16 protein-coding genes are annotated in these 14582 nt (G+C 58.2%); 9 read left to right on the top strand and 7 right to left on the bottom strand.

The annotated features are described in order from the left end of the window. The first annotated feature begins 32 nt into the window (after nucleotides 1-32). Nucleotides 33-1451 carry a hypothetical protein gene (locus CKF42_RS04260; RefSeq protein ID WP_111207601.1) on the top strand — a complete coding sequence of 473 codons (1419 nt, stop codon included), beginning with the start codon at nucleotides 33-35 and terminating at the stop codon, nucleotides 1449-1451. 45 nt (nucleotides 1452-1496) lie between these two features. Here the strand turns inward: CKF42_RS04260 and CKF42_RS04255 are convergent, their stop codons facing one another. From CKF42_RS04255 to pspA, 6 genes are read right to left on the bottom strand one after another with little or no spacing between them, the layout of a single operon-like run. Continuing rightward, complete coding sequence (locus tag CKF42_RS04255) at nucleotides 1497-2558, bottom strand: YcjF family protein (protein ID WP_111207600.1); 1062 nt, start codon at nucleotides 2556-2558, stop codon at nucleotides 1497-1499. After that, on the bottom strand, nucleotides 2555-3952 hold the full coding sequence (locus CKF42_RS04250; protein ID WP_111207599.1) for a YcjX family protein: 1398 nt from the start codon (nucleotides 3950-3952) through the stop codon (nucleotides 2555-2557). The genes CKF42_RS04255 and CKF42_RS04250 overlap by 4 nt, the downstream gene beginning before the upstream one ends. Then, on the bottom strand, nucleotides 3933-4181 hold the full coding sequence (pspD, locus tag CKF42_RS04245) for a phage shock protein PspD (RefSeq protein WP_009090024.1): 249 nt from the start codon (nucleotides 4179-4181) through the stop codon (nucleotides 3933-3935). The genes CKF42_RS04250 and pspD overlap by 20 nt, the downstream gene beginning before the upstream one ends. A gap of 53 nt (nucleotides 4182-4234) precedes the next feature. Then, on the bottom strand, nucleotides 4235-4585 hold the full coding sequence (gene pspC, locus CKF42_RS04240; protein ID WP_009090023.1) for an envelope stress response membrane protein PspC: 351 nt from the start codon (nucleotides 4583-4585) through the stop codon (nucleotides 4235-4237). After that, the gene (pspB, locus tag CKF42_RS04235; RefSeq protein WP_009090021.1) at nucleotides 4582-4809 is read right to left on the bottom strand and encodes an envelope stress response membrane protein PspB; all 228 of its coding nucleotides are present in this window, start codon (nucleotides 4807-4809) and stop codon (nucleotides 4582-4584) included. Before pspB ends, pspC begins: the two co-directional genes overlap by 4 nt. A gap of 35 nt (nucleotides 4810-4844) precedes the next feature. Further along, entirely contained in the window at nucleotides 4845-5510 is a 666-nt protein-coding gene (gene pspA / locus CKF42_RS04230; protein ID WP_009090020.1) for a phage shock protein PspA, read from the bottom strand. Nucleotides 5511-5675: 165 nt separating this feature from the next. Between pspA and pspF the strand changes: the two genes are divergently transcribed. Beyond that, nucleotides 5676-6677 (top strand): phage shock protein operon transcriptional activator, encoded by a 1002-nt coding sequence (gene pspF, locus CKF42_RS04225; protein WP_111207598.1) that lies wholly within the window; start codon nucleotides 5676-5678, stop codon nucleotides 6675-6677. A gap of 61 nt (nucleotides 6678-6738) precedes the next feature. Here pspF and CKF42_RS21430 read toward each other — a convergent pair whose 3' ends face one another. Beyond that, nucleotides 6739-6870, bottom strand: a complete 132-nt coding sequence (locus CKF42_RS21430; RefSeq protein ID WP_255420958.1) for a hypothetical protein — start codon at nucleotides 6868-6870, stop codon at nucleotides 6739-6741. 170 nt (nucleotides 6871-7040) lie between these two features. Here CKF42_RS21430 and sapA point away from each other — a divergent pair, with 170 nt between their 5' ends. The 7 genes from sapA (at nucleotide 7041) to CKF42_RS04190 (ending at nucleotide 14566) form a co-directional block, all read left to right on the top strand. Next, nucleotides 7041-8663, top strand: coding sequence for an ABC transporter substrate-binding protein SapA (gene sapA / locus CKF42_RS04220; protein ID WP_111207597.1), 1623 nt, complete (start codon nucleotides 7041-7043; stop codon nucleotides 8661-8663). Beyond that, nucleotides 8664-9629, top strand: a complete 966-nt coding sequence (sapB, locus tag CKF42_RS04215; protein WP_009090012.1) for a putrescine export ABC transporter permease SapB — start codon at nucleotides 8664-8666, stop codon at nucleotides 9627-9629. Further along, on the top strand, nucleotides 9616-10506 hold the full coding sequence (gene sapC / locus CKF42_RS04210) for a putrescine export ABC transporter permease SapC (RefSeq protein WP_009090011.1): 891 nt from the start codon (nucleotides 9616-9618) through the stop codon (nucleotides 10504-10506). The genes sapB and sapC overlap by 14 nt, the downstream gene beginning before the upstream one ends. Further along, complete coding sequence (gene sapD / locus CKF42_RS04205; protein ID WP_009090009.1) at nucleotides 10507-11502, top strand: putrescine export ABC transporter ATP-binding protein SapD; 996 nt, start codon at nucleotides 10507-10509, stop codon at nucleotides 11500-11502. Between the two features lies 1 nt (nucleotide 11503). Then, nucleotides 11504-12307: a putrescine export ABC transporter ATP-binding protein SapF gene (gene sapF / locus CKF42_RS04200; RefSeq protein WP_009090008.1), complete on the top strand. Its 804-nt coding sequence runs from the start codon at nucleotides 11504-11506 to the stop codon at nucleotides 12305-12307. Nucleotides 12308-12447: 140 nt separating this feature from the next. Continuing rightward, nucleotides 12448-13236, top strand: coding sequence for an enoyl-ACP reductase FabI (gene fabI / locus CKF42_RS04195; RefSeq protein ID WP_009090006.1), 789 nt, complete (start codon nucleotides 12448-12450; stop codon nucleotides 13234-13236). Between the two features lie 217 nt (nucleotides 13237-13453). Next, entirely contained in the window at nucleotides 13454-14566 is a 1113-nt protein-coding gene (locus CKF42_RS04190) for an oxidoreductase (protein ID WP_111207596.1), read from the top strand. Nucleotides 14567-14582: the final 16 nt, after the last annotated feature.

The following is a 14582-nucleotide window of genomic DNA, read 5'->3' as shown; positions in this document are numbered from 1 at the left end:
CAGAGATAATGGTCAGAATAAAAGGATGACAGATGATCGCCACCGATAACGGCCTGACCCGCCGTCAGGTTTTTTTACTTTTTGCGTTAATTTTTCTGGTGGCCTACAGTCCCGCCTGGCTGACCCAATACGCCTATACCGATGACTGGACCAATCTCTACTGGGCCAATTTTGACAGGCTCAGTATTTTAAACTGGGACACCCTGTCGGGCAGACCGGTCTATGGCATTATTCAGTACAGCGCCTCATTCCTGGTCGCGAGCATAGAACGACTGGCACTCCTGCGTGCTGTCGCCATTATTCTGCTTATCTTTACCGGCTATTATCTCTATACCCTTTGCCAGAAATATCAGCTGATGGAAAACCAGGCTCAGCGGATAACCTTTGCGTTATTACTCTGCCTGCTTCCCTCCTTTCAGGTTTATATTGCCTGGGCATCCTGCTTCCCTTACATCGCGGCCATTTTACTGGCAGGTGCCAGCTACCACTTCTCGACTAAACCCGGCGTGTCAGGGCGCGTGTCAGCGGTGTGCCTGCTGACCGTTGCCTTTTGTCTCTATCAGCCAGCCGCAATGAGCTTTACCTTTTTTGCCGCGCTGGATCTCTGCCTTTCAGCACGAAGAATTGACAGGAAGCGGGCTGCAATCTCTCTGATCGTACTGGGTGCCGGTATGTTTGCGGCGCTGCTCGCATCAAAGGTCCTCCCGGTCCAGCTTTATGGCCACACGCTGCCGCGCTCCGCCTTCAGCTATAACGTCCCGGCTAAGCTCAGCTGGTTTTTCACGGAATACCTTAAGAACGTGATCTGCAATTTTGACCTCGGCGCAAAAACGGTTTCAGTCATCATCTCGTCGATCATTATCGGTTTTGGGCTGAAGAAAATTAAGGCAGCCGGTAACGACAAATTTTATCTGATGTTTATCTTACTGGTTATCGCCGCTCTGCCTAACCTGATTGTCAGTGAGAGCATGGCGGCCTACCGGACGCTTATTGCCGGTGCGCTGATGACTACCAGCGCTTTTATTCTGGGCCTGTTTGAACTCAGTAAAAAGCTGAAGTGGAAAAAGACATTCTATGCCCTGCTGGTTATCGCGGCGGCCTCACTGTCCATCAGTCACCTTATCAACGGTTATTCCGTACCTGCCCGCAAGGAGTTTGCCCTGCTCGAACGGGCGATCACGCAGCAGGTGCCGAAAGCGTTCAACGGGGCACTCTACTATCGCCTGACCGGGGAGTATTTACCGAAAGTCGCTACGCTGCGGAAATATGATGATTTTGGCGGACTGGGCCTGAGCATGTCATGGACCTTTGCCGGGATGGCCCATTTTATCCGTGAGAAAAATGGCATGGCCTATACGTTACCCGAAAATCCGGTTATCACAGATGAAGGACATTGCCCGGGTGACTGTCTGATTATCGATTCTCGTCAGGTTCTGCGTCAGACACCGTAATCGGCATGAAGGCGGCCTGACCGCCTTTATGCTTGCAGACGCGCTTCAGGAGGATTTGTTGTTGCCCTTCTGTAGCGCCTCTTTCATCTGTCCCAGCAACTCACGCCGGAAATCGCCCAGCCGGGGCTTATCCTGCTCCAGCCAGGGCAGCGGACGGCAAAGCTCCATCGCTTTCACACCCAGACGTGCGGTCAGTAAACCGGCACCAATGCCCTGCGCGGCACGCGTTGAGAGCCGGGCGGCGATATCCTGCGACATCCAGTCCATCCCCACTTCCCGCACCAGCTCTGACGCCCCGGCAAAAGCCATGTTAAGCAGCACCAGACGGAACAGGCGGATACGGCTGAAATAGCCCAGCTCGATGCCGTAGATGGCAGCGATGCGGTTGACCAGCCGCAGATTGCGCCAGGCGATAAACGCCATATCGACCAGCGCCAGCGGGCTGACCGCAATCATCAGGGTGGACTCGGCTGCATGGCGACTGATTTCACGCCGCGCCTGGCGATCCAGCACCGGCTGCACCAGCTGCGCATAGAGACGGACAATCTCACTGTCGTTCTGGGTTTCATGCAGGGACGCGTGCCAGCGCTGCAAAGCCGGATGCGCCTGGTCCAGTTCCGCCTGCTGCGCCAGCTTTTCACAGAAGGCCCGGCCTTTGCCGATGCCATGACTGTGCAGCAGTTCACGGCCGACATCCCGCTCTTCAGCGCGCTGACGCAGCTGATAGAGACGACGCCACTCCGTGGTCAGGGCACCCACCCCCGCCAGGACGATCAGGCCACCAGCTACACCGCTGCCCAGTGAGAACCAGTCGCGGGCCAGCCAGGCGTCATGGGTCCACTGCACGCCCTGGGCAATGACGCTGACGCCAAACAGCAGTGCGCCTGCAGTCACCAGTTTACGCCACAGGCTGCGCTTCGGTTTCAGCGCGGCCTCCACTGCCCGTTCGCCTGCGCCCTCCTCTTCAACGGCGACATCTTCATCCTTTACTGCCAGAAAGGCGGCATCGGCCTCTGCATCAAAGGCGTGTGCCGGGCGCAGTGGCGCGGCGCGGCTCTCCTCCAGCGGACGGGCAAAATCGATACGTGGCTTCAGCGGATCACTCATCGCAATTTATCTCCCAACAAAAATTCCAGCGCGGCATCCATGCGGATATGAGGCAGCGGACGATCGACGTCGAGCTGCTGCGGGCGGAATTGTTCAAACTGAAAACCCTGCTGCTGCCAGAAGGCATTGCCGGGCAGACGCGGCGGAACGTCGCCAGGATAGACGGTCAGCGGCTCGCCATTATCCAGCCGGTTGCCGCGCAGTGCCGGGATCTTTTCGCCACGGTGATCGACCAGCCCGCTCTGCGTCGCCTGAACCGAAGCCAGTCCGATGCATTCCATCGTGATCCCTTCAAACGCCGCGTTCTGCCAGGCATCCTGCACCAGCTGCTGCAACAGCGAAACCATATTGCCATGCTGATCGCTGGTGATGTGATCGGCCTTGGTGGCAGCAAACAGCAATTTATCAATTACCGGCGAGAAGAGCCGGCGAAACAGCGTGCGCTGGCCGTAATGAAAACTCTGCATCAGCTGCGTCAGGGCCAGACGCATGTCGTTAAACGCCTGCGGCCCGCTGTTCAGCGGTTGCAGGCAGTCAACCAGAACAATCTGGCGGTCGAAACGCAGAAAATGGTTCTTATAGAAGCCTTTCACGACATGCTGACAGTAGTAGTTAAACCGCTGCTGCAACATGCCGAAGTTACTGCTCTTGTCCGCCTGGGCCAGCTTCGTCAGCCGGGCCTCATCGGTGGTCGGCCAGGGGAAGAACTGCAGCGCAGGCGCGCCCGCCATATCACCGGGCAGGACAAAGCGGCCGGGCTGAATAAAGTGTAAGCCTTCGGCTTTACAGCGGTGCAGATAGTCGGTCCAGGCGGCGGCGATTTCAGCCAGCCGGGTTTCATCGGCGGGTGCCAGCGGGTCCAGGTTCTCGCAGAGGGCGCGCCACGGCGCGGCCCACTCCGCGCGGTCGCCCTGCAACAGTCCGTTCATCTGCCGGGACCAGGCGAGGTAGTCCTGCGCCAGCATCGGCAGATCCAGCAGCCACTCACCAGGATAATCAACAATTTCCAGATAGAGGGTCGCGGTCTCTTTCAGGTGGCGCAGCAGGGAATCGCTGGGACGGTAACGCAGCGCCAGACGCATTTCGCTGACGCCACGGGTGGGCAGAGGCCAGGCGGGTGGCGTGCCGTAGAGCTGTGCCAGCCCTTCGTCGTAGGTAAAGCGTGCGGTGCCCATGTCGCGCTGCGGCACGCGCTTAACACCTAACAGACGCTCATCCCGCACAACGGAAAACAGCGGCAAACGAGCGCCGCTGTGAACGGTTAACAGCTGGTTAACCAGAGAAGTGATAAAGGCGGTTTTACCGCTGCGGCTTAATCCGGTGACCGCCAGACGAAGATGGCGATCGACGCCGCGGTTCATTAACGCCAGTAGTTCAGTTTGCAGTCTTTTCATCTTTCTCCCTGATGAAGCGCGACGCAACCCGATTCATCACCCGCTTCAGCAGTGGCTCCAGCGCCACGGCCAGCAGCAGACGTAACGGGCGTCGCGCTACCGATTTCACCGCCCAGCCCGTCACACCGGCCGGACCATAGGTAACAGCATTGATAATGATGAATCTGGCCGCCGACTTCAATGCAGGTGCCGCGCGGTGACGGAACATTGTGGATCGCGAAAAAGACATAACACCTCCATTGCGTGAACGAACGGGCCTGAAACGGCCCGGTACAGGCGGTTTCAGATCTGGCGGAAGCGACTGCGTACGCTGAACGTTTCAGACGTTACGTAGCGTTCCACATCACGCACGCTACGTTCATCACGCTGCAGTGCGCTTTCCAGCTGGTCCAGCAGTTCGCTGGCGCTGGGCGGGCGTTCCCCTTCTGCGGCCGAGGCAGGCTTCTCATCCAGCACAAACCCCAGCACAAAGTAGGCGATAATCGTAAAAACAAACAGACCAAAGAACAGGGATAACACCACGATGATCCGCAGCAGGCGAACCGGGATGTCGAGATACTCGGCCAGCCCTGCACAGACCCCCATCAGCTTTCCTTCGTCTGGCTTACGCCATAACTTACGGCCTTTCATCATGGCTGCCTCCAGTTAGGATGCTCTGCGTCCAGAATCGCTTCCAGCGCGTCAATCCGTTCGCGCATCCGTTGCGCATCCTGGGTCACACGCTGCAGGCGCTGAAGTTCGCTTTGCGACAGTTCCGAACCGCCGTTGCGTTTGTTGCTGTAATGCAGCCATAACCAGATGGGTGCCACGAACAGCACGAAAATCGTCAGCGGTATGGCGAGAAAAAGTGCGCTCATTGACTCTCCTTAATCACTTTTTGCAACGTCGAAGGTTACTCACTGCGGTTCATTTTGGCTTTCAGCGCATTAAGCTGCTGGCTGATCTCATCGTCCGCTTTCAGATCGGTAAACTGCTGGTCCAGGGTTTTGGTTTTACCAAAGCCGTGACTTTCCGCTTCCGCTTCCATGTGATCAATACGGCGTTCAAAGGATTCAAAACGCGCCATCGCTTCATCAATTTTACCGCTGTCCAGCTGACGACGCACATCACGTGACGACGACGCCGCCTGATGACGCAGCGTTAAGGCCTGCTGACGGGCGCGCGTTTCGCTCAGCTTTTTCTCCAGCTCGCCAATTTCACCCTTCATGCGTTCCAGTGTCTCTTCAACATGAGTGACTTCCTGCTTCAGCGAGGCGATAAGATCAGTCAGTTTCTGTTTTTCAATCAGCGCAGCGCGGGCCAGGTCGTCTTTATCTTTGCGCAGCGCCAGCTCCGCTTTTTCCTGCCACTCCGCCTGCTGAATCTCCGCCTGCTCAATACGACGGGACAGCTGTTTCTTCTCTGCCAGCGCCCGCGCAGAGGTAGAACGCACTTCGACTAAGGTGTCTTCCATTTCCTGAATCATCAGCCGCACCAGTTTCTGTGGATCTTCCGCACGCTCCAGCAGCGAATTGATATTGGCATTCACGATGTCGGCGAAACGAGAAAAAATACCCATAATGATGTTCCTCTTTTAAATGTCTTAAACAGTGTTGCCCTGCTGGATTAATACAAGATGCGTGCCAATTTTACATCTAATTGATTTTAATCATCTTTTAAATTTTACACCCTCACCCGGCTGCTTTAAGATAGTCAAAATGATTAACGGGTAGCGAAATTCATCATGACCGGAACTAATGATAATCTTCTCGGTGAGTCGAACAATTTTCTGGAGGTGCTGGAGCAGGTTTCTAAACTCGCCCCGCTGGAGAAACCCGTTCTGGTGATTGGCGAGCGCGGCACCGGTAAAGAGCTGATCGCCAGCCGGTTACACTATCTTTCCGATCGCTGGCAGGGCCCATTTATCTCGCTGAACTGCGCCGCCCTTAACGAGAATCTGCTGGATTCAGAGCTGTTCGGCCATGAGGCGGGCGCGTTTACCGGCGCGCAGAAGCGTCATCTCGGGCGTTTTGAACGGGCCGATGGCGGCACACTGTTTCTGGATGAGCTGGCAACCGCACCCATGCTGGTGCAGGAGAAACTGCTGCGGGTGATTGAGTATGGTCAGCTGGAGCGGGTCGGCGGCAACCACTCCCTGCAGGTCAATGTACGTCTGGTCTGCGCCACCAACGAAGATCTCCCTGCGCTGGCGGCAGCGGGCAAATTCCGCGCCGATCTGCTGGATCGTCTGGCTTTCGATGTGGTGCAGTTGCCGCCACTGCGCGAACGCCGCAGCGATATTCTGGTGATGGCCGGACATTTCGCCATCCAGATGTGCCGGGAGCTGGGGCTGTTACTCTTCCCCGGCTTTACGACCCGCGCGCAGCAGGCACTGCTCGATTACCACTGGCCCGGCAACGTGCGTGAACTGAAAAATGTGGTGGAGCGCTCGGTCTACCGGCATAACAGCAGCGAGCAGCCGCTGGATAACATCATTATTAATCCCTTTGCTTCGCGCCAGCAACCGGTCGCCAGAATGCCGTTAAACCCGGCTGCGGATAGCGCTGCGCTGCCCGGACTGCCGCTCGATCTGCGACAGTGGCAAAACCAGCAGGAGCGGGATCTGGTGGAGGCGAGTCTGCAACAGGCACGCTACAACCAGCGCCGCGCTGCCGGTCTGCTCGGCGTCACCTACCACCAATTGCGCGCAATGATGAAAAAGCACGATATCAAAGCCGAGAACTGATCCGCCTGCTGCACGGCTGATTGATGCACCGGGGTAAAGCCGGGTTCACTATCCTGCTTTCTTACCCACCCAGGCTGCTTCTGGCAAAAAAAAAGCCCGCCATCAGGCGGGCAACAATACTGGAAGCAATGTGAGCAATGTCGTGCTCCTCTTCGGCAGAGCCACCGTCGAAGTGCATATGAATAATAATCATTCTTATTATCATCTGTAAAGGTGTAATTGAGAATATTTCTCATTACCCCACCTTCTGTGCGCCCTTTTGCCCCGCAGAGGATGAAAATCAGGCTGACAGCGGTTGCAGGTTTTGGGACAACGCCCGCTTTGCGATACACTCTGTTCAATGCCTCAAAATCGTTGAGTTCTATGTCAAAACTACTAAGTTCGCTGTTGCTCAGCCTCAGCGTGTTGAGTGCCCCTGCATGGTCAGCACCGGCGGGTGATATCCGCCATTCCGGCTTTGTCTACTGCGTCAGCGGCACGCTGAACACCTTTAATCCGCAGATGGCCAGCAGCGGGCTGACGGTGGATACCCTGGCGGCTCAGCTTTATGACCGTCTGCTGGATGTCGACCCCTATACCTACCGGCTGAAACCCGATCTGGCCTCCAGCTGGGAAGTGCGCGATAACGGCGCGACCTACCGCTTTCACCTGCGGAGTGGCGTCGCCTTCCAGCAGACGAATCAGTTCCGCCCCACCCGCACCCTCAATGCTGACGATGTGGTCTTCAGCTTCGCCCGCATGTTTGATCGCCATCACCCGTGGCATAACGTGAATGGCGGCAACTACCCCTACTTTGACAGCCTGCAGTTCGCCGATTCTGTTCAGAGCGTGAAGAAGATTGATAACCGGACGGTCGAGTTCCGGCTCAACAGCCCGGACGCGTCTTTCCTGTGGCACATGGCCACGCACTATGCGCCGATCCTCTCGAAAGAGTATGCTGACCAGCTGACGGCGCAGGGGCATCAGGAGGAGCTGGACCGGCAGCCGGTGGGCACCGGCCCTTATCAGCTCAGCGAATATCGCACCGGCCAGTACATTCGTCTGGCGCGCAATCCGCATTACTGGAAAGGCGTGCCCCGTCTGCAACAGGCGGTCATCGATCTCGGTTCTGGCGGCACCGGACGACTCTCTAAACTGTTAACCGGTGAGTGTGACGTGCTGGCCTACCCGGCCGCCAGTCAGCTCAGTATCCTGCGCGATGACCCGCGTCTGCGGATGACACTGCGCCCTGGCATGAACATCGCCTATCTGGCCTTCAATACCCGCAAGCCGCCGCTGGACCGGCCTGAGGTGCGGCATGCGCTGGCGCTGGCGATCAACAACGAACGCCTGATGGAGTCCATCTATTACGGAACGGCCGAAACGGCCGCGTCGATATTGCCGCGCGCCTCCTGGGCGTATGACAATGATGCGCGCATCACTGGCTATGACCCCGCGAAGTCACGCGAAGCGCTGGCCGCGCTGGGCATCAGCGATCTGCATCTGCGGCTGGTGGTGCCCGCAGCGTCGCAATCCTGGAATCCCAGCCCGCTGAAAACGGCTGAATTGTTGCAGGCGGATCTGGCCCAGGTGGGTGTCCGGCTGACGATTGTGCCGGTGGAGGGGCGCTTCCAGGAGGCGCAGCTGATGGCGATGAATCACGATCTGACCCTCTCTGGCTGGGCCACAGACAGTAATGACCCGGACAGCTTCTTCCGTCCGCTGCTCAGCTGCGCGGCAATTCGCTCCCAGACCAATTACGCGCACTGGTGCTCACCCGCCTTTGATGAAACGCTGCAGAATGCTCTGCTGTCGCAGCAGCTCTCTGGCCGCATCGACAGCTATGACAAAGCGCAGCAGATTCTGGCGCAGGAGCTGCCGGTGCTGCCGCTGGCCTCCTCGCTGCGTCTGCAGGCATTCCGCCATGATATTAAAGGGCTGGTGCTGAGTCCGTTTGGCAACGCCTCGTTTGCCGGGGTTTATCGTGAAAGCGATAAGGAAAAGTAAGTGATTATCTATCTTCTGCGGCGTCTGCTGCTGCTGGTCATTACCCTGTTTCTGCTGTCGCTGGTCAGCTTCAGCCTGAGCTACTTTACCCCCAACGCCCCGCTGGAAGGCGCTGCGCTTTCGGACGCCTGGTGGTTCTGGTTTAAAGGAATGCTGCAGTTCGACTTTGGCGTCTCCAGCACCAACGGTCAGGAGATTGGCCTGCAGCTGCGCGAGGTGTTCCCGGCGACGATGGAGCTCTGCATCCTGGCGTTTCTGTTCGCGCTGCTGGTAGGGATCCCGCTGGGGATCTGCGCCGGGGTGATGCGCAATAAATGGCAGGATAAAACCATCAGTGCGCTGGCGCTGTTCGGCTTCTCCGCGCCGATTTTCTGGCTGGCGCTGCTGTTCACGCTTTTCTTCTCGCTGACGCTCGGCTGGCTGCCGGTGTCGGGTCGCCACGATCTGCTCTACCCGGTGCAGAATATCACGGGCTTTGCGCTGATCGATGCCTGGCTGAGTCCTTCGCCCTGGCGTCACGAGATGATCATCAGCGCGCTGACCCACCTGATTCTGCCGGTGCTGGTGCTGGCGATGGCCCCCACCACAGAGGTGATCCGCCTGCTGCGCAACAGCACCAGCGACGTGATGGATAAAAATTATATTAAAGCAGCCGCTACCCGGGGGCTGTCGCGCTTTACGGTGATCCGGCGGCACGTGCTGCATAACGCCCTGCCGCCGGTCATCCCGCGTCTGGGGCTGCAGTTTTCCACCATGCTGACGCTGGCGATGATCACCGAGATGGTGTTCAACTGGCCCGGACTAGGCCGCTGGCTGATCAATGCGATTCGTCAGCAGGATTATGCGGCTATCTCCGCCGGGGTGATGGTGATTGGCGGGCTGGTGATCCTGGTCAACGTCATCTCTGATGTGATTGGCGCGGCAATGAATCCGCTGAAACATAAGGAATGGTATGCCCTTAGATAATATCTATGCCGAGAAACGCCTGCCCAGCGCGTTTCGTCAGAGCTGGCACCATTTCTACGGCAATCCGATTTCGATGGTCGGGCTGTATGGCTTTGGCGCCCTGCTACTGCTCTGCCTGTTCGGCGGGCTAATCGCGCCTTACGGCATCGATCAGCAGTTCCTGGGGTATCAGCTGCTGCCGCCGTCGTGGTCACGCTATGGCGACGTCTCCTTTTTCCTCGGCACCGACGATCTTGGGCGGGATGTGCTGAGCCGCCTGCTGAGCGGTGCAGGCCCGACGGTAGGGTCAGCGATGCTGGTCACGCTGTTCGCCACGCTGGGCGCCCTGATACTGGGCGTGCTGGCCGGCATGACCCACGGCATCCGTTCGGCGGTAATGAACCACGTACTGGATACCCTGCTCTCTATTCCTTCACTGCTGCTGGCGATCATTGTCGTGGCTTTTCTCGGACCGCGACTGGAGCATGCGCTGCTGGCGGTCTGGCTGGCGCTGATGCCTCGCCTGGTGCGTGAGATATACAGCGCGGTGCATGATGAGCTGGAAAAAGAGTATGTGGTCGCCGCGCGTCTGGACGGGGCCAGCGGCCGCAACATCCTGCGCTACGCCATTATGCCGAACATTCTGCCGCTGCTGATCACGGAAATCACCCGTGCGCTGTCGATGGCGATTCTGGACATTGCCGCACTCGGCTTTCTCGACCTGGGCGCGCAGCTGCCCTCACCCGAGTGGGGCGCGATGCTGGGCGACTCGCTGGAGCTGATCTACGTGGCCCCCTGGACCGTGATGCTGCCGGGCGTGGCGCTGATGGTCAGCGTATTGATTGTTAACCTGCTCGGTGACGGCATCCGTCGCGCCGTCGAAGCGGGAGTGGAATAGATGCCGTTACTCGATATCCGTAATCTCACCATCGAATTTATGACCGCTGACGGACCGGTCAAAGCGGTGGACCGCGTAAACCTGACGCTGGGCGAAGGGGAAATCCGCGGTCTGGTCGGGGAGTCCGGCTCAGGCAAAAGTCTGGTGGCAAAGGCCATCTGCGGCGTAACCAATGACAACTGGCGCGTGACCGCAGATCGTATGGTGTTTGATGATGTGGATCTGCTGCGCCTGACGCCGCGCGAGCGCCGCCGTATTATCGGGCATAACGTCTCGATGATTTTTCAGGAGCCGCAATCCTGTCTCGATCCCTCCGAAAGTATCGGTCGTCAGCTGATGCAGGTAATCCCGCGCTGGACGTATAAAGGGCCGTGGCTGAAACGTTTCTGGTTCTGGCGCAAAACCCGGGCCATCGAGCTGCTGCATCGCGTCGGTATCAAAGACCACAAAGATATCATGCGCAGCTTCCCCTATGAGCTGACCGAAGGCGAGTGCCAGAAAGTGATGATCGCCATTGCGCTGGCGAATCAGCCGCGTCTGCTGATCGCGGATGAACCGACCAACGCCATGGAGCCGACCACGCAGGCGCAGATTTTCCGCCTGCTGAGCCGCCTGAATCAGAATAACAACACCACCATTCTGCTGATCAGTCATGACCTGCGCACCATGAGCCAGTGGGCGGATCGGATTAACGTGATGTACTGTGGCCAGACGGTGGAAACCGCGCAGAGCGACGATCTGATGAGCACACCGCATCACCCCTATACCCAGGCGCTGATTCGGGCGATGCCCGATTTCGGGCGTGCGCTGCCGCACAAGAGTCGTCTCAACACCCTCTCCGGGGCGATCCCTTCGCTGGAGAGCCTGCCGATAGGTTGCCGGCTGGGGCCGCGTTGTCCTTATGCCCAGCGCAAATGTATTGAAACGCCGAGGCTGACCGGCAGCAAAACGCATCTTTACGCCTGCCATTTCCCGCTCAATATGGAGGGCCAGTAACATGGAAACCCTGCTGGAAGTGCGCAACCTGAGTAAAACGTTTCGCTATCGCACCGGTTTGTTCCGCCGTCAGCATGTCGAGGCGGTGAAATCGGTGAGCTTTACCCTGCGTGAAAGGCAGACGCTGGCCATCATCGGTGAGAACGGGTCAGGAAAATCCACCCTGGCGAAGATGCTCAGTGGCATGGTCGCGCCGACGGAGGGTGAGATTCTGATTGACGATCATCCGCTGACCTTCGGCGATTATGGCTACCGCAGTCAGCGCATCCGCATGATTTTTCAGGACCCCTCCACCTCCCTGAATCCGCGCCAGCGCATCAGTCAGATTCTTGATTTTCCGCTGCGGCTCAACACCGATCTCAATGCGGAAGCGCGCGAGAAGCGCATCATCGCAACCCTGCGGCAGGTGGGATTACTGCGCGATCACGCCGGTTATTATCCCCATATGCTGGCCCCCGGTCAGAAGCAGCGTCTGGGTCTGGCCCGTGCGCTGATCCTGCAGCCCAAAGTGATCGTGGCCGATGAAGCGCTGGCCTCGCTGGATATGACCATGCGCTCTCAGCTGGTGAACCTGATGCTGGAGCTGCAGGAAAAACACGGTATCTCCTACATTTATGTGACGCAGCATCTGGGCATGATGAAACATATCAGCGACAAGGTGCTGGTGATGCATCAGGGCGAAGTGGTCGAGCGCGGCGGCACCGCGGATGTGCTGGCCTCGCCGCTGCACGATCTGACCCGACGCCTGATCAGCAGCCACTTCGGCGAAGCGCTGAGTGCCGAAGCCTGGCGACGCGAACGCTGATTTTGCTGCCCGTCGCGGAAATTGCGGGCCGGTTTACCTGATTTATGAGAGACGTGCTAGAATCCGCACGTCGATTAACGTCGGTCGCTTACTTTTTAATCATGCGGCCGCCAACAACAATGACCATAAGGATTACAGCTATGGGTTTTCTTTCCGGTAAGCGCATTCTGATTACTGGCGTTGCCAGTAAACTTTCCATCGCCTACGGTATTGCACAGGCGATGCACAAACAGGGCGCAGAACTGGCTTTCACCTACCAGAACGACAAGTTAAAAGGTCGTGTGGAAGAGTTTGCTAAAGATTTGGGTTCAGACATCGTGCTGCCATGTGACGTCGCAGAAGATGAGAGCATCAAATCTCTGTTCACTGAACTGGCAAAAACCTGGCCGAAATTTGACGGTTTCGTTCACTCTATCGGCTTCGCGCCTGGCGACCAGCTGGATGGCGACTACGTGAACGCCGTTACCCGCGAAGGCTTTAAAATCGCGCATGACATCAGTGCTTACAGCTTCGTTGCGATGGCGAAAGAGTGCCGTGAGATGCTGAATCCAGGCTCCGGTCTGCTGACCCTCTCTTACCTGGGTGCTGAGCGCGCGATCCCGAACTACAACGTGATGGGTCTGGCGAAAGCGTCCCTGGAAGCGAACGTGCGTTATATGGCAAACGCCATGGGCCCGGAAGGCGTGCGTGTTAACGCCGTCTCTGCAGGTCCAATCCGCACCCTGGCCGCCTCAGGCATCAAAGATTTCCGTAAGATGCTGGCGCATTGCGAAGCGGTCACCCCGATTCGCCGTACCGTCACCATCGAAGATGTCGGCAACTCTGCCGCGTTCCTCTGCTCTGATCTGGCAGGCGGCATCACCGGTGAAGTCGTTCACGTTGATGGCGGCTTCAGCATCGCCGCGATGAACGAACTGGAACTGAAATAAGTTCCCTGAGGGCGAGCCTGGCTCGCCCTCTTTTCTTGCCCCCGCCCCGCCTCACTCCCTGATTTTTCTGCCGTTATAGCGTAACGCTATTAATTATCACCGATCATTCTTTTGCCCCGGACCGGCCATCAGCGACGATAAGCCTGCCTTTCGGTTTATGCACATTTTCAGATTCTGCCGCCTGCATACCGAACCCGAATCTGCAAAAGGATTGATCATGGAACAACGCCGCTATCCGGGCCATAACCACTGGTTTTACGAGAGCCAGACCAGTCCACGAACCTCTCAGGCCGCGCCGCTGGTGCCCGAGGCCGCCCATATCGATGACCGCTTTCTGCTGGGCTGCCACGCCGATCACGCCGGGATGCATTTCCTGTTGCGCTCGCAGCAGCCCGCCCTGCTGGCCGCACGTGATCTGGCGCAGCTGCTGTTTCCCGATCGGGTGACCACGTCGCTCACCCATACGTTAACGCTCTACGACCGCCTCAGCACCGCCCTGACCGTCGCGCAGGTGGCGGGGATCCAGCGGTTGTGTAACCACTACTCTGCCCGCCTGAATCCGCTGCCCGGCCCCGACTCTTCACGCGAGAGTAACAACCGCCTGACCCAGATCACGCAATACGCCCGTCAGCTGGCGATGCAGCCTGAGCTGATCAACGGCAGCGCCATTACCGCGCTGGATGGGGTTGGCCTGACCGAGTCCGATATCGTGACGCTGAATCAGGTGATCGGGTTTGTCAGTTATCAGGCGCGGGTGGTGGCGGGCTTACAGGCACTGCAGGCTCAGCCGGTTCGCTGGCTGCCCGGCAGCACCGCGCCTCCCGATGCAGAGGCAACCGGCTTCGATCAGCCCGCCCGCTGGCAGCCGGTGCTGAAGCCGCTGGAGCTGCGTTATGCCAGCGCGGAGCAGCTCGCAGCAATCACCCGTTGCCAGTCACTGCCGGGTATGCAGGAGGCGGTCTGGGTGCTGGCACACGATCCTGCGGCGTTATATGGCTGGGCGCAGCTGCGTCAGCACCTCTCTGACGAACCTGCCTTGCCAGAGGCGGTCGCCGCCCGCATCCTCGGCAGTCGCTGGCTTTTCCGGCTGCTGGACGGTCAGGCGGGTCTGATTGAAGGGGTCGATGATGCCGGATCACGCGGCGCAGAACAGCAGATTATTGCACTGGCGGCGCAGCTGACCCGCTCACCGGAGCGCTTCAGCGCGGCCCATCTGCAACCCCTCATGGAAGCGGGCTGGGAGAATGATGCGCTGTTCGCGCTGATTCAGCGTGTCGCGATAGGCAACTGGAACAGTCGCCTCTTTTACGCGCTGGGCGAAGCGCAGTAATCGTAAAAAGTGCGAG

Source organism: Pantoea sp. ARC270 (assembly GCF_003236725.1).
Lineage (GTDB): Bacteria > Pseudomonadota > Gammaproteobacteria > Enterobacterales > Enterobacteriaceae > Pantoea > Pantoea anthophila.
Note: the sequence above shows the minus strand (reverse complement) of the source record. Positions and strands in the feature narration are given on the sequence as shown.